This is a genomic window from Leucobacter denitrificans, from assembly GCF_014396385.1.
GTDB lineage: Bacteria > Actinomycetota > Actinomycetes > Actinomycetales > Microbacteriaceae > Leucobacter > Leucobacter denitrificans.
The window spans coordinates 1,916,484-1,940,614 of record NZ_CP060716.1; the positions used below are offsets into that span (position 1 = coordinate 1,916,484).

The 24,131-nt window shown below is 63.1% G+C and carries 20 protein-coding genes, 1 tRNA gene and 1 pseudogene; 12 read left to right on the top strand and 10 right to left on the bottom strand.

The genetic code is table 11. The features are described 5' to 3' along the window. Positions 1-29: 29 nt before the first annotated feature. The 11 genes from H9L06_RS09270 to H9L06_RS09320 all read left to right on the top strand — a co-directional run bounded on the left by H9L06_RS09270 (position 30) and on the right by H9L06_RS09320 (position 9,955). Positions 30-1,508, top strand: coding sequence for an amino acid permease (locus H9L06_RS09270; protein ID WP_187554913.1), 1,479 nt, complete (start codon positions 30-32; stop codon positions 1,506-1,508). Positions 1,509-1,579: 71 nt separating this feature from the next. Further along, positions 1,580-1,655: transfer RNA gene (locus H9L06_RS09275), tRNA-Trp, on the top strand. Positions 1,656-1,694: 39 nt separating this feature from the next. Further along, positions 1,695-1,958, top strand: a complete 264-nt coding sequence (gene secE / locus H9L06_RS09280) for a preprotein translocase subunit SecE (RefSeq protein ID WP_187554914.1) — start codon at positions 1,695-1,697, stop codon at positions 1,956-1,958. Positions 1,959-2,005: 47 nt separating this feature from the next. Beyond that, positions 2,006-2,830: a transcription termination/antitermination protein NusG gene (gene nusG / locus H9L06_RS09285; protein ID WP_187554915.1), complete on the top strand. Its 825-nt coding sequence runs from the start codon at positions 2,006-2,008 to the stop codon at positions 2,828-2,830. Next, positions 2,827-3,963, top strand: coding sequence for an acyltransferase family protein (locus tag H9L06_RS09290; protein ID WP_246454351.1), 1,137 nt, complete (start codon positions 2,827-2,829; stop codon positions 3,961-3,963). Before nusG ends, H9L06_RS09290 begins: the two co-directional genes overlap by 4 nt. Positions 3,964-4,238: 275 nt before the next feature. Continuing rightward, entirely contained in the window at positions 4,239-5,423 is a 1,185-nt protein-coding gene (locus tag H9L06_RS09295) for a branched-chain amino acid ABC transporter substrate-binding protein (protein WP_187554916.1), read from the top strand. Between the two features lie 84 nt (positions 5,424-5,507). Next, positions 5,508-6,401, top strand: coding sequence for a branched-chain amino acid ABC transporter permease (locus H9L06_RS09300; protein ID WP_187554917.1), 894 nt, complete (start codon positions 5,508-5,510; stop codon positions 6,399-6,401). 2 nt (positions 6,402-6,403) lie between these two features. Beyond that, positions 6,404-7,591 (top strand): ABC transporter permease subunit, encoded by a 1,188-nt coding sequence (locus H9L06_RS09305; RefSeq protein ID WP_223165193.1) that lies wholly within the window; start codon positions 6,404-6,406, stop codon positions 7,589-7,591. Next, positions 7,588-8,421: an ABC transporter ATP-binding protein gene (locus H9L06_RS09310; protein WP_187554918.1), complete on the top strand. Its 834-nt coding sequence runs from the start codon at positions 7,588-7,590 to the stop codon at positions 8,419-8,421. Before H9L06_RS09305 ends, H9L06_RS09310 begins: the two co-directional genes overlap by 4 nt. Continuing rightward, positions 8,418-9,125 carry an ABC transporter ATP-binding protein gene (locus H9L06_RS09315; protein WP_187554919.1) on the top strand — a complete coding sequence of 236 codons (708 nt, stop codon included), beginning with the start codon at positions 8,418-8,420 and terminating at the stop codon, positions 9,123-9,125. Before H9L06_RS09310 ends, H9L06_RS09315 begins: the two co-directional genes overlap by 4 nt. A gap of 101 nt (positions 9,126-9,226) precedes the next feature. After that, positions 9,227-9,955 (top strand): haloacid dehalogenase type II, encoded by a 729-nt coding sequence (locus H9L06_RS09320; protein ID WP_223165194.1) that lies wholly within the window; start codon positions 9,227-9,229, stop codon positions 9,953-9,955. A 7-nt stretch (positions 9,956-9,962) separates the two neighbouring features. On the opposite strand, the gene H9L06_RS11925 is transcribed toward H9L06_RS09320, so the two are convergent. The 10 genes and pseudogenes from H9L06_RS11925 to H9L06_RS09370 form a co-directional block, all read right to left on the bottom strand. Beyond that, a complete protein-coding gene (locus H9L06_RS11925; RefSeq protein WP_223165195.1) occupies positions 9,963-11,426 on the bottom strand; it encodes an FAD-dependent oxidoreductase in 1,464 nt (487 codons plus the stop codon). Next, complete coding sequence (locus H9L06_RS09330) at positions 11,423-11,794, bottom strand: (2Fe-2S)-binding protein (RefSeq protein WP_187554920.1); 372 nt, start codon at positions 11,792-11,794, stop codon at positions 11,423-11,425. Before H9L06_RS09330 ends, H9L06_RS11925 begins: the two co-directional genes overlap by 4 nt. Next, positions 11,791-13,026: an NAD(P)/FAD-dependent oxidoreductase gene (locus H9L06_RS09335; protein ID WP_187554921.1), complete on the bottom strand. Its 1,236-nt coding sequence runs from the start codon at positions 13,024-13,026 to the stop codon at positions 11,791-11,793. Before H9L06_RS09335 ends, H9L06_RS09330 begins: the two co-directional genes overlap by 4 nt. Then, on the bottom strand, positions 13,023-13,709 hold the full coding sequence (locus H9L06_RS09340; RefSeq protein ID WP_187554922.1) for a GntR family transcriptional regulator: 687 nt from the start codon (positions 13,707-13,709) through the stop codon (positions 13,023-13,025). The genes H9L06_RS09335 and H9L06_RS09340 overlap by 4 nt, the downstream gene beginning before the upstream one ends. Continuing rightward, positions 13,709-14,701, bottom strand: a complete 993-nt coding sequence (locus H9L06_RS09345; protein ID WP_187554923.1) for an ornithine cyclodeaminase family protein — start codon at positions 14,699-14,701, stop codon at positions 13,709-13,711. The genes H9L06_RS09340 and H9L06_RS09345 overlap by 1 nt, the downstream gene beginning before the upstream one ends. Beyond that, positions 14,698-15,705 (bottom strand): proline racemase family protein, encoded by a 1,008-nt coding sequence (locus H9L06_RS09350; RefSeq protein ID WP_187554924.1) that lies wholly within the window; start codon positions 15,703-15,705, stop codon positions 14,698-14,700. The genes H9L06_RS09345 and H9L06_RS09350 overlap by 4 nt, the downstream gene beginning before the upstream one ends. Before the next feature lie 39 nt (positions 15,706-15,744). After that, a complete protein-coding gene (locus H9L06_RS09355; protein WP_187554925.1) occupies positions 15,745-16,650 on the bottom strand; it encodes a dihydrodipicolinate synthase family protein in 906 nt (301 codons plus the stop codon). Between the two features lie 97 nt (positions 16,651-16,747). Further along, a pseudogene (locus H9L06_RS12075) lies at positions 16,748-17,754 on the bottom strand (proline racemase family protein). Between the two features lie 45 nt (positions 17,755-17,799). Then, complete coding sequence (gene putP, locus H9L06_RS09365) at positions 17,800-19,296, bottom strand: sodium/proline symporter PutP (RefSeq protein ID WP_187554926.1); 1,497 nt, start codon at positions 19,294-19,296, stop codon at positions 17,800-17,802. 96 nt (positions 19,297-19,392) lie between these two features. After that, a complete protein-coding gene (locus tag H9L06_RS09370) occupies positions 19,393-22,995 on the bottom strand; it encodes a proline dehydrogenase family protein (protein ID WP_187556464.1) in 3,603 nt (1,200 codons plus the stop codon). A gap of 165 nt (positions 22,996-23,160) precedes the next feature. On the opposite strand from H9L06_RS09370, the gene H9L06_RS09375 reads away from it, so the two are divergent. Beyond that, positions 23,161-24,066 carry a LysR family transcriptional regulator gene (locus tag H9L06_RS09375; RefSeq protein WP_187554927.1) on the top strand — a complete coding sequence of 302 codons (906 nt, stop codon included), beginning with the start codon at positions 23,161-23,163 and terminating at the stop codon, positions 24,064-24,066. The last annotated feature ends 65 nt before the right edge of the window (positions 24,067-24,131 follow it).

Consider the following 24,131-nt stretch of genomic DNA (forward strand, 5'->3'; position numbering starts at 1 on the left):
CCCTTATACGAAATCGGTATTCACCCCTAATGTTGCAGAAAAAGTACGACGATCAGGTCTCTCCCGAAACCTCGGTGGGACTCACTAAGGCGACGAAGAAGCTCCGCCCGCGCCACGTCACGATGATCACCCTCGGTGGCATCATCGGTGCGAGCCTCTTCGTGGGCTCGGGCAACGTGATCCGCTCGGTCGGCCCCGCCGCGATCATCTCGTACCTTATCGGCGGCCTGCTCGTCTTTCTCGCGATGCGCATGCTCGGTGAGATGGCGGCCGCGCGCCCGGCGATCGGCTCGTTCATGGAGTACGCACGCGTCGGCCTCGGCAACTGGGCTGCCTACCTCGTGGGCTGGCTCTACTGGTACTTCTGGGTGGGTGTGCTCGCTTACGAAGCGGTGCTCGGTGGCGAGACGCTCGGGGAGTGGTTCCCACAGGTGCCCGCGTGGGGTTGGTCGCTTGCGCTGCTCGCGATATTCATCGGCACGAACCTCATCTCGGTGCGTACCTTCGGCGAGGTCGAGTTCTGGCTCGCAAGCATCAAGGTTGCAGCGATCGTGGTCTTCCTCGGTGCTGGTGTGCTCTTCGCGCTCGGCTGGTGGCCAGAGTCGAACTTCTCAGTGCCAAACCTCTGGGAGCACGGCGGCTTCGCGCCGAACGGCCTCGGCGTTGCTGTCACAGGTGTTGCTCTCGTGATCTTCTCGTACTTCGGCACCGAAATCGCGGTTATGGCTGCGGCTGAGTCAGAGGATCCAGCAAAGGGCATCAAGCAGGCAACCTCGACCGTCATCTGGCGTATTCTGCTCTTCTTCGTTGGCGCGGTGCTCATCATCGTGACGATCGTTCCGTGGGACGAGCTGCCAGAGCCGACGAGCGTCGCAACAGCGCCGTTCACCTACGTGTTCTCGCTCTTCGGTCTTCCCGGCGCCGCTGCGGTTATGCAGCTCATCATCTTCACCGCTGTGATCTCGGTGCTCAACTCGGGTCTCTACTCGGCATCGCGTATGTTCTCGGCGCTCGGCGAGCAGGGCTTCGCGCCCCGCATCGTTGCGAAGAAGGCGAAGAACGGCGTGCCAGTCGCGGCGCTGCTCGCATCGACGATCGGCGGGGTGGTTGCGACCATCGTGAACTACGTCGCACCAAGCTCGGGAATCTTCGACTTCATCATGAACTCGGCTGGTCTCGTGGCTCTCTTCGTCTACGTGTTCATCGCGCTCACGCAGATGCGTATGCGCCAGAAGATGACGCCAGAAGAGGTCAAGGGTCTGAAGCTCAAGATGTGGCTGCACCCATGGCTCAACATCCTGCTCATCGTTGCAATCATCGGTGTGCTTGTCATCATGCTCATGTCAGAAAGCGGCCGCACTCAGGTGTGGACGAGCCTCATCGCGACCGCTGTGCTCGTTGCGTTCTGGCCGCTCGTGCGTCGTAATCTCAAGAAGCGGGGCCCGGTTGCCCCTGAGAACACTGACGCGATCTCAGTTCGACAAGACGAGGTGGATCGCGTAAAGTAAACGATAGGCATTGACTTCTGCCATGATCGATCGTGCCCAAAGCATGATCTTGGCGGAAGTCAAACCTATTTAGGGTGGTGGCGCAATTGGTAGCGCAACGGTCTCCAAAACCGTAGGTTGCAGGTTCGAGTCCTGTCCGCCCTGCCACTCCCGGGCCGTACACCCGGGACACTGAAAGGACATCCGATGAGCAGCTCAGAAATCGCTGAGAACGACGGAAACGTCGGCCCCGCGAAAGACGACCGCAAGCGCGGTTTCTTCGGCCGCATCATCCTGTTTATTCAGCAGGTTATTTCAGAGCTGAAGAAGGTCACGACTCCGACCCGCAAGGAGCTCATTAACTTCACGCTCGTGGTGCTCGCGTTCGTCGTCATCATGATGGCGATCGTGTTCGGCCTCGACAAGCTGTTTAGCTTCCTCACTATTTTCCTGTTCGGCTCGTCGGTGTAACCGGCCAGCCGATCCACACCCCGCACACGTAAGAAGGCACCGTTCAGATGACGCCCGAGAACAACTCACCCGAGGCCGAGCTCGACGCAGCACTCGATGCGCTCGCGCACGCAGCTGACCCCGAGGTTGACGCAGCAGTTGACGACGCTCTCGAGATCGACTCCGCGGCAGAGGCCGACGCAGCAGCGAGCGCGATTGTTGATTCGGCCGCTGAGGAGACCGCGGCTGAGGACTCAGCCGACGAAGCAGAGTCTGCGGAAGATCCGTACAAGGCGTTTAAGAAGGACCTGCGTCGTCGCCCGGGTAAGTGGTACGTGATCCACACCTACGCTGGCTACGAGCGCAAGGTGAAGTCGAACCTCTGGAACCGCCGTGAGGTTATGGGTGCTGTTGACGACATCCATGAGATTCAGGTGCCCATGGAAGAGGTCATGGAGGTCAAGAACGGCCAGCGCAAGATGGTGACCCGCGTGCGTATTCCGGGTTACGTGCTCGTGCGCATGAACCTCACCGAGAGCACCTGGTCTGTTGTGCGCCACACCCCTGGTGTGACTGGCTTCGTGGGCAACGCTCACAACCCAGTGCCGCTGCGCCTCAACGAGGCATTCGAGATGCTCAAGAGCACTGTCGAGTTTGAGCCCACCGACACCCAGAAGGGCAAGGCTGCCGCAAACGCAGTTGCTCAGGGTCAGGTCGAGATCGACTTCGAGATTGGTGAGACCATCACCATCAAGTCGGGCTCGTTCGAGGGCCTCGCAGGCACCATCAGCGAGATCAACCCGGCGTCGGGCAAGCTCACCGTGCTTGTTTCGCTGTTTGAGCGTGAAACCCCGGTCGAGCTTGGCTTCGACCAGGTCACCAAGATGGTGTGACCCTGAGCGGGTTACCAACTCTCACTAAAACGCGTGTTGCCCTTTGGGACAACGCGCGTTTTGTGCTCATCGTGCTCGTCGTGGTGGGCCACATGGTTTCAACCGTGCGCACCGACACCGCGCTCGGCTTCGGCCTCTACGCCTACATCTATCTCTTCCACATGCCCGCGATGATTCTGCTCTCGGGGGTGTTCGCGAAACCCGCGGTGAACCCGAAGGCGATCAAGTCGACGGTGCAGCTCCTCGTCGTTTGGCTCGTGTGGGAGGGAATCTGGGCCGTTATTCACGCGGTCGTCGAGCAGAAGGCCCTCTCGAAGAACTTCCTCGTGAGCCCTGCCTGGACACTCTGGTTTCTCGTCACGCTCGCAACCATGCGCGTGCTGCTGCCCTACATCGCGAGGCTCCGGCATCCACTGCTCGTATCGATCGGGTTGGCGCTTATCGCGCCGCTGTTCGAGGGCATCGGCGTGCACTTCTCTTCCGCGCGCACGCTCGCGTTCCTGCCGTTCTTCGTCGTCGGGTGGCTTGCGCGCGAGCGCGGCTGGCTTACCGGCGAGTGGTTCTTGAAGCCACACATTCGCGCGCGAGCCTGGGCGTGGGCGCTGCTCGGCGGGGTCGCCGCACTGTTCTCGCTCGCTCCCGGTGGCTTCAAAGAGTTCTGGCGCATCGACAGGTGGCTCACGCACCGCGACAGCTATTCGTGGATGTTCGAGCACGCCCCCATCGGGTCATTCGGCCCTTCCGGTGACGGGTTCGTGGGGTGGATCGGCTTCGCCATCTCCGGCCTACTCATTTCACTGATACTGCTCGCTGTCGCTGCGGCGATGACCCTCGCCGTGCTGCTCGTCGTACCTAGGTCGCACTCGGCGATCACTGTGTGGGGTGCGCACACCCTCTACGTGTACCTGCTCCACGGGGTAGTGGTGTGGTTCTTGCGCGAGAGCGGGTTCATTGACCTGGTGGGTGAACTTGGGTGGATCGGCGTGGTCGTACTCTCCCTGCTCGCGACCGGCCTTGCAGTTGTGCTTTCAATGCGCTGGGTAACACGGGTGTTTCGCGTGATTATCGAGCCGAAGTTCGATTGGCTGCTGCAGAAGGAACAGAGGGAAGAAGAGCCCAAACCCGTCGGATAGTTACTGGCGGCATTCACGCTCAGGCGAAAATCAAGCACCATACGAAGACTTTTTCGCTGAGAGTGCGCGTGATGCTCAAAGTTCGCCTGAAGCTACACGCCGATGTTGTGGGCACCAGACAGTGTGTTTGGCCCTGTAGGCAGAATGTGTCTGAATTGTGATGCATTGAGCCTCGAAGGCGGTACACTCACCAGTACCATTGCACATAGTAGATGGGTGCTTGTTGCCTATCACTGACCGATGAATCAATGATGACTCGACCGGAAGGAACATAGATGTTCTCACGATCCACCAAGCGCCTGAAGCGCTCGGCGGCAATCGCTGCAATCGCAGCCTCGGCCGCACTCGTACTTTCGAGCTGCTCGGGCGGACTCGCCTCGGGCGGCGATGAAGGCGAAGAAGAGACTGGCCCCATCAAGATCGGCATGCTCGCACCGTTCTCGGGTTCGGAAGCCGCTTTTGGCGATTACATGAAGTTCGGCGCTCAGCTCGCCATCAACGAGATCAACGCAGACGGTGGCATCGACGGGCGCGAGCTCGAGCTCATCACTGAAGACGACGCGTGTGACGCGACGGCCTCGGTCGCCGCAGCGCAGAAGGTCGTCACCGCTGGCGTCGTAGCTTCGGTTGGCGGCTACTGCTCGGGCGCAACGCTCCCGACCCTGCCGATCTTCGCAGAGGCAAACGTTCCCATGGTGATCCCGGCCGCGAACTCGAACGCGCTCGTGGGCCAGGGTGCATTCATGATCAACGGCACGGGCGCACAGCAGGCAGAAGCCGCGCTCACGTTCGCCAAGCAAGAGGGCGCAACCCGCGTGGCAGTGCTCAACGACCAGACCGACTACTCGAAGGACCTCGCGGTGACCTTCATCGGCGACGCTGAGGCAGATGGCAGCGTCGAGATCGTGCTCGACGGTGCAGTGAACCCCGCTGACAAGGACTTCTCGGCAAACGTGAAGAGCGTCACTGACTCGGATCCAGACTTCGTGTTTTGGACGGGCTACTACCAGGCCGGTGGCCTGCTTGCTCGTCAGCTGCGCGAGGCAGGCTACGAGGGCCCACTGCTCGTAGGCGACGGCACCGTTGACGCACAGTTCGCTGCGATCGCGGGCGACGGCTTCACCGAGAACGTATTCGGCACCTTCACCAAGACCCCTGACATGCTCGAGGGTGCAGACCAGTGGATCGCCGACTACCAGGAGGTATCGGGCGGAGCGGATCCCGGCCCCTACTCGATTCAAGCATATGACGCAGTGCGCGTCGTTGCGCAGGGCATGAAGGACGCGGGAACCACCGAGGGTACCGCAGTGCACGAGGCGATCGGAGCGATCGACGGCCTCGAGCTCTCCTCAGGGCCGCTGAAGTTCACCGACGAGGGCACCCTCACCGGTGGCGGCTTCGTCATCGTGACGGTCGGCCCAGAGGGCGACTTCATTCTGCACGACGACCTGCAGGGCTAACGGCGCTGGTCGGGTGGGGAGATCACACAGTGGATCTCCCCACCCGTACGTCCGTGACCACCTGAACCGAGAGGCACCCTCGCAATGTTTCAACTCATCTGGAACGGCCTGTTCGTCGGCTCGTTCTACGCGCTCGTCGCGATCGGCTACAGCATGGTGTACGGCATCATCAAACTGCTGAACTTCGCACACGGCGACATCTATATGCTCGGCGCATTCTTGTCGTTCGTCGTGCTCGGCGGCATGACCGGCATTCTTGGCATCGGCAATTTACCGATCCTGCTGCTCGTGCTCCTCATCGCAATGCTCCTCACCGGTGGCCTCGGCGTGCTCATCGAGCGCGTCGCGTATCGGCCGCTGCGTGGCAGCCCCAGACTTTCTGTGCTCATCACTGCGGTGGGCGTTTCGTTCACCCTTGAGTACGCAGTACGCCAGATTTGGGGGCCAAACCCGAAGGTGTTCCCGATCCGACTCTCTGGTGACCCCATCGAAATTCTCGGCGCACGAATCACGGTGCCCCAGATCGTGCTTATGGCCGTAGCGGGTCTGTTGATGTGGATCTTGCAGCGCTACATCATGCACACCCGCGAAGGCCGTGCAATGCGTGCCATCGCCCTCGATCAAAAAGCTTCGCTGCTCATGGGCGTGAACGTGAACAAGGTGATCTCGCGCACATTCTTCATCGGATCAGCGCTCGCGGGCGCCGCCGGTGTGATGGCGGCGGCGTATTACGGATCCATCGACTTTCTCATGGGCTTCGTGATCGGGCTGAAAGCCTTCACCGCGGCGGTGATCGGCGGCATCGGCAATCTCTACGGTGCGATGCTTGGCGGTCTCGTGCTCGGGCTACTCGAATCGTTCGGCACGAACTTCTTCGGGGGAGAGTGGCGCGACGTCTTCGCGTTCGGCTTCCTCATTCTGTTCCTCACCTTCAGGCCCACCGGCATTCTCGGTGAGCGCGTCGTAGAGAGGGTGTGACCATGGCGAAAGACGCGGTAAGACTGCCGGCTCCCAAGCCGTTCATTGAGCGGCCGCCACAACTGTCGGGCCTACTTGCCCCTGGCACTTTCATGAAGGTTGTCGGCGCGGTACTGTTCATCGCTGCGGCGGTGCTTCCATTCATTACGGCTACGCCCTACATCATCTCGATTCTCACCAGCGCGTTTATCTACATCGTGCTCGCAATGGGACTTAACGTCGTCGTCGGATACGCGGGCCTGCTTGACCTTGGTTACATCGCGTTTATGGCGGTTGGCGCCTACACGAGCGGCATTCTCACGACAACCTTCGGGCTCTCGATGCTCGAGACGCTGCCCTTCGTCGTCATCGCGTGCATCATCGCGGGCGTCATTATCGGTGGGCCGACGCTCAGGCTTCGCAGCGACTACCTCGCAATTGTGACGCTCGGCTTCGGTGAGATCATTCGCATTACCGCGAACAACCTCAAGATCACCGGCGGCCCGTCGGGCGTGCACGGTATTCCAACCTGGTCGTTCTTCGGGTGGTCATTCTCTGACGGCCTTAACCTCTTTGGGATCCACTTCAACTCAAAGGTGCTGTTCTACTACTTCGTGCTCTTCGTGGGCATCGGGCTCGCGGTGGTTGCCGTGTCGAGGCTCGGCCGCGGCAAAATGGGTCGCGCCTGGAAGTCAGTGCGCGACGACGAAGACGTGAGCGAGGCAATGGGTATCAACGGATACACCACGAAGCTCATGGCCTACATCATCGGCGCAGTGTGGGGCGGTTTCGCGGGCACGCTCATGGCCGGCCACCTCAGTGCTATCTCGCCAAATAGCTTCCTGTTCCTCTACTCAGCACTCGTGCTCATGGCAGTGGTGTTGGGCGGTATGGGATCCACCCCTGGCGTGATCATCGGCGCGCTCTTCGTGTCGCTCGCCCCCGAGTTCTTGCGCGAATTCTCTGAGTGGCGCTTCTTGTTGTTCGGCGTGCTGCTCGTTGTCGCGATGATCTTCAGGCCGAAGGGCATCTGGCCGGCGAACGCGGTGCTTCCATTCTTGAAGAAGCGCGAGATTCCGCAGATTCCGCCGACAGCCGCGGTGAGCGTCGTCGGAGTGCTCGACGATGGAACCGAGGACGACGATGGCGACGCGTGGGTAGACGCAGACGCAGACGCAGGAGCAGACGCAGGCAAGGAGGGCAAGCGATGACCCACATCGAGACCCAATCAGAAGCCGAACCAGAGGTCACTCCGGTTGCGCCGGGCGAGCGCGGTCGCACACTGCTCGAAGTAAAGAACCTTGCGGTCTCATTCGGCGGCATTAAGGCCGTCGCGGGCCTGAGCTTCTCGGTGCACGAGGGCGAGATCGTATCGGTCATCGGGCCGAACGGTGCTGGCAAGACATCGGCGTTTAACTGCATCTCGGGGTTCTACCGGCCCAACGAGGGGTCAGTTGTGTTCGACGGCGAGCCCGTGACGCGCAAGAAGCCGTCGTACATCACGCGCAAGGGCATGGCTCGCACGTTTCAGAACGTGCGACTCTTCAAAGAGATGTCGGTGCTTGAGAACGTGAAAACGGGCATGCACTCGCATCTCAGGCAGAATGTGTTCGACGCGATGTTGCACACGGCGAGGTACAAGCGCAGTGAGGCTCAGTGCACCGAAGACGCGCGCGGTTGGCTCGACTTCGTTGGCTTCAAGGCCGACGACGAACTACTCGTCACCCAGCTTCCGTATGGTGAGCAGCGCCGTGTCGAGATCGCGCGCGCACTCGCGACACAGCCCAAGCTGCTGCTGCTCGACGAGCCCGGTGCGGGCCTGAACCACAATGAGAAGAATGAGCTCATGGAGCTGATCCGCCGCATTCGCGACCTGGGAGTCGGCATCGTGCTCATCGAACACGACATGGGACTCGTCATGCAGGTGTCGGAGCGCATCGTTGTGCTCAACTACGGCAAGGAAATTGCTGACGGCACGCCAGAGCAGATTAAGCAAGATCCCGTGGTGATCGCCGCGTACCTCGGGGAGGAAGAGGAATGAAACTCACACTCGAGAACGTCGAGCTCTACTACCACCGTGTGCACGCGCTCAGAAACCTGAGCATTGAGGTGAACGAGGGCGAGATCGTGTCGCTGCTCGGCAACAACGGTGCCGGCAAGACGTCGACGCTGTCGCTGATTTCGGGGCTTGAGCGCGCGAAGAGCGGCCGCGTCACGTGGGGTGACAAAGACCTCACAAAGATGCAGCCGTGGGACATGGTCGGAGCAGGGCTGCTGCATATTCCTGAGGGGCGTCGCATCTTCTCGACGATGTCGGTGCATGAGAATCTGCTGCTTGGCGGGTATCTCGTGAAAGATCAGAAGCTCGTGCAAGAGCGGGCGGATCACGCCTACGAACTCATGCCGCGCCTCGCTGAGCGCCGCGATCAAGAGGGCGGCACGTTGTCGGGCGGTGAGCAGCAGATGCTCGCCCTCGGTCGCGCGCTTGTCGGCGGGCCGAAACTGCTGCTGCTCGATGAGCCGTCAATGGGTCTCGCGCCGCTCATCGTGAAGCAGGTCATGGACATCATCAAGCAGATCAACGCCGAGGGCACGACCGTGCTGCTCGTTGAGCAGAACGCGCGCTCCGCGCTGAAGATTGCGGATCGGGCCTACGTGCTCGAATCCGGGCGTGTCACAATGTCGGGGACCGCTGCTGAGCTTGCGCAAGACGCCCGCGTCATCGAGGCGTACCTCGGGGCGTAGGGAGCTGGCGGCGAGTGCGAATCGGCGCAGAGAAGTTCGTTAAATCCTGAGTGTAGAGCGGATCTTTCTGCGCGGATCTCGTAGGTAGTTGGGGAGGAATCATGATTGATCTCAGACAGTACCGGGCGCTGAGCTTTGACGTGTACGGAACGCTCATTGATTGGGAGGCGGGCATCGCCGCTGTGCTTCGCGAGTGGGCGGGGCGCAGCGGATCCACTCTCGATGACGAGGGGTTATTGCTCGCGTACGCCGACAACGAGGCCGCGGTCGAACGCGAGTACCCCGGGCTCGCATATGCCGAGGTGTTACAGGCTGCGTTTCGGCGCACCGCGGCGGATCTCGAACTGCCAGCAACCGACGAGGACGTGCAGGCGCTCGGCCGGTCGGTACCCGACTGGCCTGCGTTCGACGACACCCACGAGGCGCTCACGCGACTCAAGCGACGCTACAAGCTCATCATTCTGTCGAATGTGCACGCGCAGGGCGTCGCTGGCAGCATCGCGCGCATGGGAGTTGAGTTCGATCAGGTGCACACCGCAGAGAAGATCGGATCGTACAAACCAGCTGCCCGAAACTTCGAGGTGCTGCTTTCGCGGCTCGACGATATCGAGGTCGAACGGCCGCAGTTGCTGCACGTCGCGCAGTCGCTGTTTCACGATCACGTGCCTGGCAAGCAAGCAGGGCTCGACACTGTGTGGATCAACCGACGTCACGACCGCCCCGGCTGGGGTGCGACACCCGACCCCGGCGTCGGGGTGACGCCTGACCTTGAGTTCCCCTCGCTCGCGGCCTTCGCCGACGCGGTCGACGAAGCGTTCAACGGATCGTAGTCGGGAGTTAGTTCTCGAGGTTTGCGAGTTGGGAGAGGGGGAGCGGCTGTGCGATCGGGCGTTTAGCGGCGTTCGCTAGCGACGTGTGATCCGCCACGTCATTCGACGCGAGACCCGACACCGCGAAACCGCACACGCGGCCCTGACACCAGCCCATGCCCGCGCGGGTGGTGCCCTTGAGTGCGCGCTGGTCTTCGCTCGCGAGCGTCTCGCGCGAGGCGCAGATCTCGCCCGCTGTGACCTCCTCGCAGCGGCACACGGTGGTCTCGGGAGTGAGGCGATCCTGCCAGCCCTGGGGCACGGGGTGGGCGAGGTGCATCGCCTCGGCGAAGCGGCGCTGGCGGCCGATCTCGCGTAGCTCGCGCGCGCTCGCAACAGCGGATCGCCCCTGGGACTCAGCACCTGCGACGCGTCCGGCGATCCGCCCCTCGATGACCGCAAGTGCGGCCCCGCCGACCCCCGTCAACTCGCCCGCGAGCAGCAGCCCCGCGACTGAGCTGTGCTGGGCATCATCGACCGGGGCAATGAGCGAACCGTCGACGTCGACACGGGTCGAGACTCCGAGCTGCAGCGGGAGTTCGAGCTGGGGCGTGAATCCCCACCCGAGACCGACGCCGTCGATTCCGGTGATCTCACGCTCACTGCCTGCCACGATCTCGCCTGTCGGACGAACCTTCGCGGTGCGCACGCCGGTCACGTGGTCGTCGCCAAGTATCTCGGTGATCACGGTGCTCGTGCGGTAGGGGATGCGGTGCTTGAGGAACTCCCAGACGTAGCCCGCGCCCTCGACGCCCTTCGCGGGCACGCCCGCCGCTCGGTGTGCACGGGGCAGCCAGCCCATGAGATTCGAGGACTCGCAGACGGCCGCGACTGATCCACCGGCTGCGACGATGTTGGCCGCGACAGGGAGCAAGAACGGCCCCGTGCCCCCGACGACGAACCGCTTGCCTGGGAGTGTGCCGTTCTGCTTCACAAACCCCTGAATGCCGCCCGCGGCCATGACGCCAGGGAGGTCCCAGCCAGGAACCGGTATTTGGCGGTCATAGCCGCCGGTCGCGAGCACGAGGCGCGTCGCGGTGACCGACCGAATGCCTGATGGGGGACCCCAACTCGGGGTGAGTTCGAGCAAAAAATCTTCATCGGCGCGCTTGCGCAACATCCACACACTGGTGCGGGGCAGGTAGTGGATCGCGCCCGAAGCGACGTGCTCGTCGAATGTCCGTCGCAGGTCGAGATACTCGTTCCATCCGTGGTGGAGCTTGCCGTCTTCTGGCACACCGGCCGACTCGCTGCGGTGTCGCCAGTATTGGCCGCCCGGTTGATCGGCCGCGTCGATCACCACGACCCGTGCGCCCTCACTCGCCGCTGCACCCGCCGCCGCGAGACCTGCGGGGCCCGCGCCTACGATCGCGACGTCGAAGCTCGGCCGTGTGCCGGTCTCACGGGGCTGGGAATCGTGCTTCGCGTTCACTTGGTGGCCTCGGAGTTCGAGTCTGAGACGGATGAGTCGTTGCTGGTTGCGTCGCCCGTGGGCGGAGCCGAACTGCGCGAGCGCTGCGGTCGCACATCCATGCCGTCTTCGAGCGGGATCATGCAAGCGCGCTGCCCCGATTCACCGTCGACCTCGACGATGCAGTCGAAGCAGATACCGATGCCGCAGAAGAGTCCGCGCTGCTTGCCGTTCGCTGTCGTACGCCAGGCTGAGCAGCCCGACTCGGTGAGCGCTGCGGCGATGCTCGAGCCAGCCGCGGTTTCGATGGGTTCACCGTCAAATGTGGCGCGCACGCGCTGAGATGCCTGCGGCGTTTGCGGCGATGGTGAGTGGGCTGCGTGGCTCATGCGGCGACCTCCTCATCGGTGTTGCTGTCGTGGTGTGGATCGGGTGCCCCCGGCTCGTCGAATCGCTCTGGCCGGAACGGGGTGAGCGGCATCTCTGGTTCGATGCCAGCGAGCGCCTGACCGAGCAGCTTGCCTGTACCAACCGAAAGCCCAATACCCGCACCCTCGTGCCCGCTCGCGTGCCAGAGCCCTGGCGCCCTCGGATCGTGCCCGATGACCGGCAGATGATCAGGGCAAAATGGGCGGAACCCGTGGTAGTGCCTGAGGATGCGCGTGCGCTCGAGAAACGGGAACAGTTCGATGGCGTTCTGGGCGATTTGCCGCAGTGCGTCGACGCTCACCGACGAATCAAACCCGATCCGCTCGCGGCTTGACCCGATGAGAATTGTGCCCGCCGGTGTGCCCTCGACCACGGGAGACGACTGCAGCGACGCATCGCCCGATCCGACATTGTCGATGTACTCGGCGGCATATACCTTGTGGTGCACCATCGGGGGCAGCTGTTCGGTGACGAGCACGTAGCCACGGCGCGGGTTCACCGGTACGTTCACCCCAGCGAGGGACGCGATCTCGGGGGCCCAGGTGCCGGTCGTGTTCACGACGTGATCCGCAAAGAAATCACCCTGCGGGGTGCGCACGCCAGTCACGCGTGTGCCGTCACGCGTGGGGCCATGAGTGCGCTCGCCGCCGCCCCCACCGCGAATCAGCTCGGTGACGGGCGCGTTCGTCACAAGCTTCGCACCGCGCTCGCGCGCGAGGCGTAGTAGGTGTGAAGCCGCGAGGATCGGCTGCACCTGGCTGTCTTCAGGGTAATACGCGGCGCCGAGTGCGCTATCGGTGACGTTCGGCTCAAGCTCGCGCAAGGCCGCGCTATCGAGCTGTTCGGCGACGATGCCGTGCATGCGTTGTGACGCGGTGACGCGCTCGAGTGAGCGAAGACTCGACTCGCGCGACGCGACGATGATGCCGCCCTTCGACTCGAACTCCCAGAGGTGCCCGAACTCGGCGAGCTCACCTTTCCAGACATCTAGCGAGTACTGCATGAGCTCAAGCTCCGGGCCGCGCTCTTTGTCGGAGACAAGGATGTTGCCCTCGCAGCGTGAGGTGGTGCCGCTCGCGGGAAGACCGCGCTCGACGACGGTGACCGAGAGCCCCTGTAGCGATGCAAAGTACGCCGTTGCCGCACCGATGATGCCGGCGCCTATGACGATGACGTCGCTGGTACCGCTCATGCGCCGTCGGCAGAAGTGGGGTCGCCGGTTGCCCAGGCGTCGCGAGCATGCCCGATGTGCTGGCGCATGAGCTGCTCGGCACCAGGGCCGTCTCCGGCGCGCAACAGCTCGATGAGGCGGTGGTGCTCACGAGCCGAGTCGGCAAGCAGGCCCTTGTTCGCGAGCGCAGCGATGCCATACAGCCGTGTGCGAATGCGCAGTGAGGTAGCAAGTTCAACGAGCTGCGGGTTGCCGGTGTGCTTCAAAATCGCGGCGTGAAACTCCCGGTCAAGCTGCAAATATGCGCGCAGATCCTTGGTTTCGGCGGCTCGCAAGCACTCGTCGGCAAGTGCATCGAGTTCGGTAAATGCCGCATCGGGAATATTCTCGATGACTGCGTGCATGATCGGGGGCTCAATGAGCAGGCGAATCTCTGTGAGGTCGTCAAGATCTTTCTCGCTCATCGTCGTGATGAGAAAGCCCTTATTCTTAATTGTCTCGACGAGGCCCTCGCGCGCGAGATCCATCATCGCCTCGCGCACCGGCGTCGCCGACACGCCAAGTGCCTGCCCAAGCACCGGGGCAGACACGACGGTGCCCTCAGCCAACTCGCCCGTAATGATTGCAGCGCGCAACTGATCGAGCACCGTTTCGCGCAGGTTGCGTGGGCGCTCAAGGGGGGTGAGTTGGCTAGAAAGGCTCATTAGGAATCTCCCTCGATTTCCGTTGTGGCGATGGCGGAGGCACACACGAGATCTTCCCACGACATGCCAACCCCAGAATAGAACGCTGGCTTGCCTGGTGTGCGTGTCGCGTTGCCCTGTGCGAGATCTTGCAGGTTCTTCGGTGGGTTGGCCTGCCAGTCATCGGCACTCAGTGCGGTCGCAAAGTTGCCGTTTTCGCGCTGCGCGGATCCACGGCCCTCGACAAACAGGTCGGCTCGGCCAATGAGCGCATCATCGACCTCGCGGCGCTCGAGCCCGTGCGTTCCGGCTGCCGCGACGATCGCGTGGTTCTGCACGAGATTGCCATCAAATAGTGGATCGCTCGCGCTCGTCACGCAGATGATGACGTCTGCCTCGCGCACCGCCTGGTCGGCTTCGCTCGTGCGGTCTCGCACGGTGAGCCCCGCGGTCTCTTGAGCCTCACTGAGCGCGGTGATGAGATCTGCGATCCGCTCGGGCCTGCGGCCAACGATGTCGAAGCTTGCCCCGGGAAATACCAGCGCTGCGGCGCGCGCGTGGCTCAGCGCCTGCACCCCGGCACCGAAGATGAGCACGCGGGGAGCGGCCGGAATCTCGGAGCCCTCGGGCGCAAGGTTCGCGAGCTGACGAACCGCCGACAGCGTCACCGCCGGGGTACGGATCGCCGTGAGACTCGCGCCCTCGAGCACAGCAACGGGCGTGAGTGTGTCAGACGAGTACAGAATGTAGAGGCCCTGAATCTTCTCGAATCCGCGCTCTGGGTTGTTCGGGGCGACCGTGAGCGCTTTCACTCCCGAGTAGGTCGGACCCTGCGCGGGCATGAGCAGGAACTCGCCGTCGGGCGCGTCGCTGAAAAGCCTCGGCCCGTCATCTTCGGGGTTGATTGCCACCCCGTTCGCATCTCCTCGCAGCGCCTCCTCGAGCGCATCCATGGCACGGTCGAATGGGAGAAACCGCTCCACATCGGCTGCGTCAAAGAACGAGATACTCACAGCAAGAACCCCCTGGGGAACGGGTCAGTTGGATCGAGGAAGTATTGCGCCGTGCCCGTGATCCAGGCGCGACCGGTGATGGTCGGGATGACAGCCTTGCGCCCCGCCACCTCGGTTTCTTCGACCAGGCGCCCGATAAACCGGGAGCCAATGTATGAATCGTTGATGAAGTCTGTGTCGAGCGCGAGCTCGCCGCGCGCGTGCAATTGAGCCATGCGGGCGCTCGTGCCGGTGCCGCACGGTGAGCGATCGAACCAGCCTGGGTAGATCGCCATCGCGTGGCGTGAGTGCTTCGCAGTGGATCCCGGAGCCTCAAGATACACGTGATGGCAACCGCGAATGTCTTCGCGTTCCGGGTGCACCGGCTCGTCGGTCGCATTAATTGCGTCCATGATTGCGAGGCCAGCTGAGAGAAGCTCGTCTTTGTTTTCGCGATCCTCACGGAACTCAATGCCGAGTTCTTCGAGCTTCACGATTGCGTAAAAGTTGCCGCCAAACGCGAGGTCGTAGTTGACCTCACCGAAGCCGGGAACCTCGACGTGGGCGCCCAAGCGATCCGCAAATGAGGGCACGTTTGTGATGGTGACCTGCTCGGCCTTGCCGTCTTTCACGTCGACCTCGGCGACCACGAGGCCAGCCGGGGTGTCGAGCCTGATCGTCGTGACCGGCTCGACGACCTCGACCATGCCAGTCTCGACGAGCACCGTGGCCACCCCGATGGTGCCGTGTCCGCACATGGGCAGGCACCCAGACACCTCGATGTACAGCACGCCCCAGTCGGCATCAGGCCGTGTGGGAGGCTGCAAAATCGCGCCACTCATCGACGCGTGACCGCGCGGTTCGAACATGAGCAACTGGCGAAGCTCGTCGTTGTTCTCCATGAACCAGGTGCGGCGCTCGGCCATCGTCGAACCCGGAAACACGCCGACCCCGCCAGTGATGACGCGGGTCGGCATGCCCTCGGTGTGCGAGTCAACTGCGTGGTAGACGCGAGAGGTGCGCATAAACGGTGTGCCTTCGGGGTGGATCGAGTGTGGTGAGTACTACTTACCGTAGCCCTTTGCCGCAGCAGCGCGGGTGTCGGCGATGATCTTGTCGGCGACCTCCTTGGCGAGCGGGAGGCGCGGTGGGCGGCAGGGGCCACCGTAGAGGCCCAGCTCGTCCATCGAGAGCTTGATCGACTCGACAAACTCGGTCTTCGTGTCCCAGCGCAGCAGACTGTGCAGGTCACGGTAGATCACCTTCGCGCGCTCAAGATCTTGCACGTTGCCCGAGGTCGAGAGCTTGAACAGCTCGACCGTCGCCTGAGGAATCGCGTTCGGGTAGCCAGCAACCCATCCGACAGCACCCGCGATGCCGACCTCGAGCACGCTATCGTCGGTGCCGATGAGGATATCCATCGTGGGAGCGAGCTCTTGGATCTCGTAGATGCGGCGTGGGTCACCCGTGAACTCCTTGACGCCGACCATGTGGCCTGCCTCGTGAATCTCAGCGATGAGCGACGGGATGAGGTCGACCTTGGTGTCGAGCGGGTTGTTGTAGCCGACGATCGGAAGCCCAGCCTTCGCGACGGTTGCGTAGTGGTGCTTTACCTGCTCGTGGTTTGCGCGGAAGGTGTTGGGTGGAAGCTGCATAACGCAGTCTGCGCCAGCCTTCGCGGCCTGCTCTGCCCAGTGCAACGACTCGAGTGCGCCGTAGGCACCGGTGCCCGCCATGACGCTGAAGCCCTCGGGTGCTGCGTCGACCGCAACCTCGATGACCTTGGCGCGCTCTGCCTCGGTGAGGTTCTGGTACTCGCCGAGCGAGCCATTTGGTGCGATGCCGTCGCAGCCGTTGTCGGCAAGAAACTGCACGTGTTCTGCGAACTTGTCGTAGTCGACAGAGAGGTCTTCCTTAAACGGAAGCGCGGATGCAACGATGACACCGTGCCAGGGCTTCTTCTCGGCCATGTGAATCCTTTCGGAGAGGTCTAGTGAGAGTCACACGGTATAACGTGTGACATTGCACAGGTTAGCACGTATTGGATCGCGAGTGGAACAGGTCTCCCTATCGCAGGGTGAAGCCGGTGCCGAGGGTGTCTGCGGGGTCGAGGGTGAACGCTTGCTCGCCGGTGAGGTATGCCGTGCCGGTCACGCTTGGAATGACGGTGGTGGTGCCGTCTGGCCGATCCGCACCTGCGACCCAGCTCGCAGTAAACACCGAATCGACGATCGACCTGTGCTCAAGCGTCTCATTTGCACCGAGCGTGCCGTCGTCGGCGAGCAGCGCAACCCGGGCGCCGGTGCCGGAGCCGCAGGGGGAGCGATCCACCTCGCCGTCGGCAAAGACCGTGATGTTGCGCTGGATCGGCCCCGACTCACTGCGGCCGAGGTCGTCCCAAATAATGGTGCCGTACACGCCCGAGAGCCTGGGGTCATCGGCGTGCTGCGCCTGGGGGAGTCGTTGAGCGCCCACTTGATTTCGCGACCGATCGCGATGAGATCGGTGTAGTGCTGCGGATCGACAGAAAGCCCGAGATCTGAGGCGCGCACCGACGCGTAGATCGCGCCGCTGAAACTCATATCGACTCGCACCGTGTCGCGCGAGGTATCGAGTTCGATCCCACGCGCGATCACGTGCGAGGGAACATTGCGGAACGTCGCCCCGACCAACGCGCCGTCGCGACGTTCCACGAGCGCAGCGACCCGACCCGAAGGCACGTCAATAGTGACCTCGGTGACGCCGTTCGGGTCGCTCTCGACGCGCCCGGTGTCGGTCGCCCAGACACCGAGCGCGATCGTGCCGTGACCACAGGCTGTCGAGAAGCCGTCTTTGTGCCAGAACAGCACGCCGAGATCCGCCCCGTTGTCGTTGGCCGGCACAATGAACCCGCCATACATGTCGGCGTGCCCGCGAGGTTCATTGCAGAGCAGCGCGCGCAGGTCGTCAATGCCGCCCGAGTTCTCGATCGCGGCGATACGACGCTCGCCGACCGTCGACCCCGGCAACGTGGGTACGTCGCTATGCACAATGCGGAAGGGCTCTCCCGCGGTGTGGTAGTCAGTCGTACGCACCCACGTGCGTGCTGCATTGCCTGCCAATTGAACCTCTTACTTGGACTATCTGCCGGGAACCACGATCGACTTGGTCGTCGTGAATTCCTGCTCGATGGCCTCGTCACGCTTGTACGTAGCGAGACTCACGATGATCGCGGTGATGAGCGCGAACACGAAGCCGGGGAGCAGCTCGTACAGGTCGAAGATTCCGCCAGATGCGGCACCCCACGCAAATACCGTGATGGTGCCAACGACCATCGCCGAGAGCGCGCCCCAGTTGGTGAGCTTGCGCCAGTAGAGGCTGAGCAGGACGATCGGGCCGAATGCGGAACCAAAGCCTGCCCAGGCAAAGCCGACGAGACCCAGGATTGAGTCGTTCGGGGTAATCGCGAGCAGCGCAGCGACGATCGCCACCGCGAGCACGCACAAACGGCCGAGCAGCACGAGTGTCTTCTCTGCGGGCGGAGTCTTCCTGATTACTTTGAAGATATCTTCGACAAGTGCCGACGAGCACACGATGAGTTGACTCGAGAACGTGCTCATGATGGCGGCGAGCACGGCAGCGAGCACGAGACCAGCGACGAGCGGATGCAGCAGTGCCTGTGACATGAGCAGCACGATCGTCTCGGGGTTACCGAGGTCGATATTGTTCCGTGCAACGTAAGCGATGCCGATGAAGCCCGAGAAGAGCGCGCCCGCGAGCGAGATGATCTGCCAGGTCACACCGATGCGCCTCGCGCTCTTTGCCTCAGACGGCTTGCGGAGCGCCATGAAGCGCACCACAATGTGTGGCTGGCCGAAGTAGCCGAGACCCCAGGCGAGACCCGAGAGCACCCCGATGGTCGTGACCGAGCTCAGTCCGGTGCCGCCGAAGAGGTCGAAGTGGTTCGGACCGAGCTCGCGAATCAAAGACATCGCCTCTCCTACGCCGCCGACAGAGACGACGGCCGCGACCGGAACGACGATGAGCGCGATGACCATCATGAGGCCCTGCACCACGTCGGTGAGGGAAGCGCCGAGGAAGCCACCGAACAGGGTGTACCCGAGCGTGATGACGGTGACGAGCACCATGCCCCAGATGTACTCGCCGTTGAATGTACTCTCGAAGAACACGCCGCCGGCGACCATTCCCGACGAGACGTAGAGGGTGAAGAAAACGAGGATGATGATGCTCGACACGATGCGAAGCGAGCGGGTCTTATCGCGCGTGCGGTTCTCGAAGAAGCTGGGCAGCGTGATCGAGTTCTGCGACACCTCGGTGTAGGCGCGAAGGCGGGGAGCGACGACCAACCAGTTGAGGTAGGCGCCGAGCGTGAGGCCAATGGCGATCCACGCTTCAATGAGACCGGCGACATAGATCGCGCCGGGCAAACCCATAATGAGCCACCCAGACATGTCTGAAGCGCCAGCGCTGAGCGCCGCAACCCACGGTGGAAGCCCGCGGCCGGCGAGCATGTAGCCCTCGTGCCCCGAGGTTCGTCGGTACGCGATGTACCCGATGAGCAGCATCCCGGCGAAGTACGCGCCGAGTGCTATGTACAGCCATACCTGATCGGACATCTTTGTCCCCTTTCAACGGTTTACAGGTGTTCTGTTCTCTTTCAGCCTAACTACGGGTCGGGCAGACTGCTAGGAATGCCCGACCCTCGCAGATCGCTAGATCAACGAATCGGAGAGGTGATTCGGTGTGCCGAATCGGTGTGCGGTAATCGAAACTGCCTGCTCGTGGAGGTATGGCAGTAGTTCCACGCGACCAGCCGAAACGACCGGGTTGCCGTAAACAGCAACGTCGGGCTTGCCATCGGTCGCCTCGTAAATCGCGGCCACGATCTCGTCGCGTGACTCACCAGCAACCACCCGAATCCGAGCGCTCGCGTGCGGCCCCTGGGCTGCGGCAAGCTTTTCGACCCGCGACTTCCAGGCCTCGTCGTCTTCGAAGTGCACTGCGAACCCAAGGCGCTCGATCGCGGTGCGCAGGGGCTGCGGCAACGCTGTCGGTGAACTCACGGTCACTGCGCCCTTGGCGGCGGTCGCGGCGGCGAGTTCGCGCGCGATATGGTGGATCGGCGCGTCGGCACCTATCCGCACCGTTACCGGCACGGGAAGGTAGCGCAGAATGTTGCGCTCGACCCCGAGCTGCGAGGCGTCGCGGGCAATACCGAACTCAGTCTCCCAAGCAGTCGCGTCGCTGCCGAGGGCCGCGCGCAACCAGCTGAGTTCGTCGCCTGTGGCACCTGACTGCTCTGCGGCGGTGAGGATGATCGCGGCGCGATGCAGCGGTGCACGCAGCTCTTGTGAGACTGGTGCGTCGATCCACGCGCCGAGACCGTGCAGGTAGTTCGGCCCGCCAGCCTTCGTACCGGCGCCGATTGCCGACTTCTTCCAGCCGCCGAAGGGCTGACGCTGCACGATTGCGCCGGTGATGCCGCGGTTCACGTAGAGGTTTCCGGCTTCGATGCGGCGCAGCCAGATGTCGAGCTCGTCGGCGTCGAGCGAGTGCAGGCCGCTCGTGAGTCCGTAGTCGATGTCGTTCACCATGTCGATTGCTTCGTCGAGAGTCTTCGCGGTCATGATGCCGAGGATCGGACCGAAGTATTCGGTGAGGTGGTACTCGGAACCGCGCTTCACGCCGTAGCGAACACCGGGACTCCAGAGTTTGTTCTCGCCCTTCGCGTCGAGTGCGAGCGGGCTGTCTGACTCGAGCGGTGCTGGCTCGATCGCCCAGATCTCGCCCTCGCCGAGCGTCGTGAGCCCGCGCAGCAGCTTGCCCGACGGGGCCGAAATGACCGGGCCGATCTGTGTGCGCAGGTCTTCTGGCGTGCCAACCTTCATCGAATTGATCGCGTCGAGCAGCTGCCCGCGGAAACGTTTCGAGGTGGCGACCGATCCGACGAGGATCACGAGCGATGCTGCCGAGCACTTCTGGCCAGCGTGGCCGAATGCTGACTGTGCGACGTCCTTCGCCGCGAGGTCGAGGTCGGCATTCGGGGTCACGATGATCGCGTTCTTGCCGCTCGTCTCGGCGAGGATCGGGAGATCCTTGCGCAACTCGCGGAACGTCACCGCCGTCTCATAGGCGCCGGTGAGGATCAGGCGATCCACACGGGGGTCAGCGACCAACTTCGAGCCGAGCGGCCGGTCTGCGAACTGCACGAGCTGCAGCACGTCGCGCGGCACGCCGGCCTCCCACAGCGCCTCAACCATCACAGCGCCCGAACGGGCCGACTGCGAGGCGGGCTTGATGATGACCGACGCGCCCGAAGCGAGGGCCGCGAGCGTGCCGCCGGCCGGGATTGCGACCGGGAAGTTCCACGGCGGAATCACCGCGATGAGCTTCTGCGAAACGTACTGAGCACCATCGACCTTCGCGACCTCCTGGCCGAGCGCCGCGTAGTAGTGCGCGAAGTCGATCGCCTCGCTCACCTCGGGGTCACCCTGATCGAGGGTCTTGCCACACTCCGAGCCCATGACCTCGAGCAGGTCGGCGCGGCGGCGCTCCATGATCTGGCCGGCGCGGTGCAGAACTCTCGCGCGCTCGTCAGGCGAGAGCGCTTGCCACGACTCGGAGGCCGCGATGCCGCGCTCGATCACTGTGTTGAGCTCAGCCTCGTCTTTCACCTGCGCGGCCGCAACTGCGTCGACGCCGAGCTTCGAGCCCACCATGCGCGAGGCGATGCCACGACCCCACTCACGGTTGCCCGGCAGGTCTGGGTCAGTATCAGGGGTGTTCTCGAATCCCGCGAGACCCGTCTGGGTGCGCACCTTCACGCCGAGATCGTCGAGTTCTGGGTTCGATACTCGGCGGTCTTGCTGGCGGTTCGACGGCGGCACGTCGAGCTCTGCGTCGGTGCCATCACCGGTGATGTTCTCGAGGTCTGCGAGCGAGGCGAGGAATCGGTTCCTCTCGCGCTCGAAGAGCTCCTCGTTGTCGTTGAGCTCGAAGACTGCCGACATAAAGTTCTCGTGGCTCGCGCCCTCTTCGAGGCGGCGAATCAGATAAGCGATGGCAACGTCGAACTCTTCGGGCTTCACGACGGGGGTGTAGAGCAGCAGCGATCCAACCTCGCGGCGCACCGCCTCAGCCTGGCCGGTCGCCATGCCGAGCAGCATCTCGAACTCGATGCTGTCAGTCACGCCGCGGCTCTTTGCGAGCAGCCACGCGAGGGCGATGTCGAAGAGGTTGTGCCCCGCAATGCCCACGCGCACGTGCTTCACACGCTCGGGGTGCAGCGAGTAATCGAGCACTGCCTTGTAGCTCGTGTCGCTATCTTGCTTGGTGCCCCAGGTGGCGGCGGGCCAGCCGTGGATCGCAGCATCCACAAGCTCCATCGGCAGGTTTGCGCCCTTCACGAGGCGCACCTTGATGGGTGCCCCGCCGCGAGTGACGCGCTTCGCCGACCACTCCTGCAGGTGGATCATCGCGCCGAGCGCGTCGGGGAGATACGCCTGGAGCACGATGCCCGCTTCGAGATTCAAGAACTCGGGGCGGTCGAGGATCTTCGTGAACACCTCGAGGGTGAGGTCGAGATCCTTGAATTCCTCCATGTCGAGGTTGATGAACTTGTGCGGCGTCGATGCAGCGGCGCGCTCGAAGAGTGGCACGAGGTGATTTTCGATCTTTACGACCGCCTCGTCGAACGACCAGTGGTTGTGCGGCGCTACCGTTGACGACACCTTGATCGACACGTAGTCGACATCGTCGCGTGCGAGCAACTCGTGGGTGCCAGCGAGTCGGCGTTCAGCCTCACGCTCACCGAGAATCGCCTCGCCGAGCAGGTTGATGTTCAGGCGCACGCCGTCGCGCTTGATCTTCGCGATCGCGGGGCCGAGCTTCGACTCGGTTGCGTCGACGATGAGGTGGCTCACCATCTGGCGAAGCACCTTGCGCGCAATGGGAACAACTACGCCGGGGAGCGGTTTCGCGAACGCGCCGCCCAGCCCGATCGCGCCGCGCATGACACCCGGGAGGAACTTCGGGGTCAACGGCACGAGCTCCTTGAGCTTCTTCGCCGCTACGTCGAGATCTTCTGGGCGCACGACGCCGTCGACGAAGCCCACCGTGAAGTCGAGGCCGTTCGGGTCGCGGAGCACGCCAGCGAGGCGCTCGCCGGATGCATCTGCGGGAATCTCGGCGGCCTCTTCGAGCCAGCGGCGAACGAGCGCAATCGCGTCGTCGGCGAGGTCTTGCGGGCGCACGTTGACGTCAGCGTCAGCGAGTTCCTGAGGGCGAGCGGGTGCTGGTGGGGTGGTATTCACGATTCTCCTCGAATTCTGCAGGGCAGACACGGCAAGCGGCCGGGCGCGGGTGGCCGTCGACTGCTACGGCTCTCTGCCTCCAGTGTGAATCGTTTCAAGCGTGAAGTACAGCAATAGTATCTACGCGTTATTGTTAAGTAAAACAGAATGATTTGAAGGTGGATCGACATGCTCGACATGAAACGATTGCGACTGCTCTGGGAGCTGTCGGCCCGCGGCACGGTCGTCGCCGTTGCCGAGGCGCTGAATTACAGCCCCTCGGCCGTGTCGCAGCAGCTCGCGCTCCTCGAGCGCGAGGCCGGTGTACCGCTGCTGCGCAAGGTCGGGCGCACCCTCGAACTCACCCCCGCCGCCGAGGTGCTCGTCGAAGAAACCGAGGGTCTGCTCGCCGGGCTCGAGCACGCAGAGGCCGCGCTGCACCGCCGCCACGCTGAGGTTTCTGGCACGATTCGTGTTGCGGTGTTCCAGACCGCTGTGCTCTCGATTATGCCGAAGGCGCTGCACAGTCTGCGATCCACATACCCCGCCCTGCGCGTGGAGATGGTGCAGTACGAACCCGAGATCGCGCTGCGCGAGACCTGGGGGCGAGGGTTCGATCTTGTGGTCGCCGAGCAGTACCCGGGGCACGCGGCGCCGCACTTCGCGGGGCTGGATCGGCAGCCGCTCACGAGCGACTCGATCAAGCTGTGCGTGCCCGCTCACGATACAGACCCTGCATTCGAGGCTGTGACCTCGATTGAGCATGCGGCGGGGCTTCCGTGGGTGATGGAGCCGCGGGGTGCCGCGTCTCGGCACTGGGCCGAGCAGGCGTGCCGCGTCGCGGGGTTCGAGCCCGATGTGCGGTACGAAACGGCGGATCTGCAGGCGCACGTCAGGCTTATCGAGTCGGGGAACGCTGTCGCGATTCTGCCTGGGCTGGTGCAGGTCGGTCAGGCGGGCATGCTGCGCGAGGTGCAACTCGACGGTAAGCCTCGTCGCACGCTCTTCACGGCCGCCCGTGCTGCTGGCGGCATGCACCCGGGCATCGTCGCGGTGCGCGAGGCACTCCAGTCAGTCGCCGCTTCGCTCGTGTAGTTTCTGCGGATTCACACCGATTGCCACTTGTAATGCAGGAATCCACATTTAGCGTCAGGCGAAGT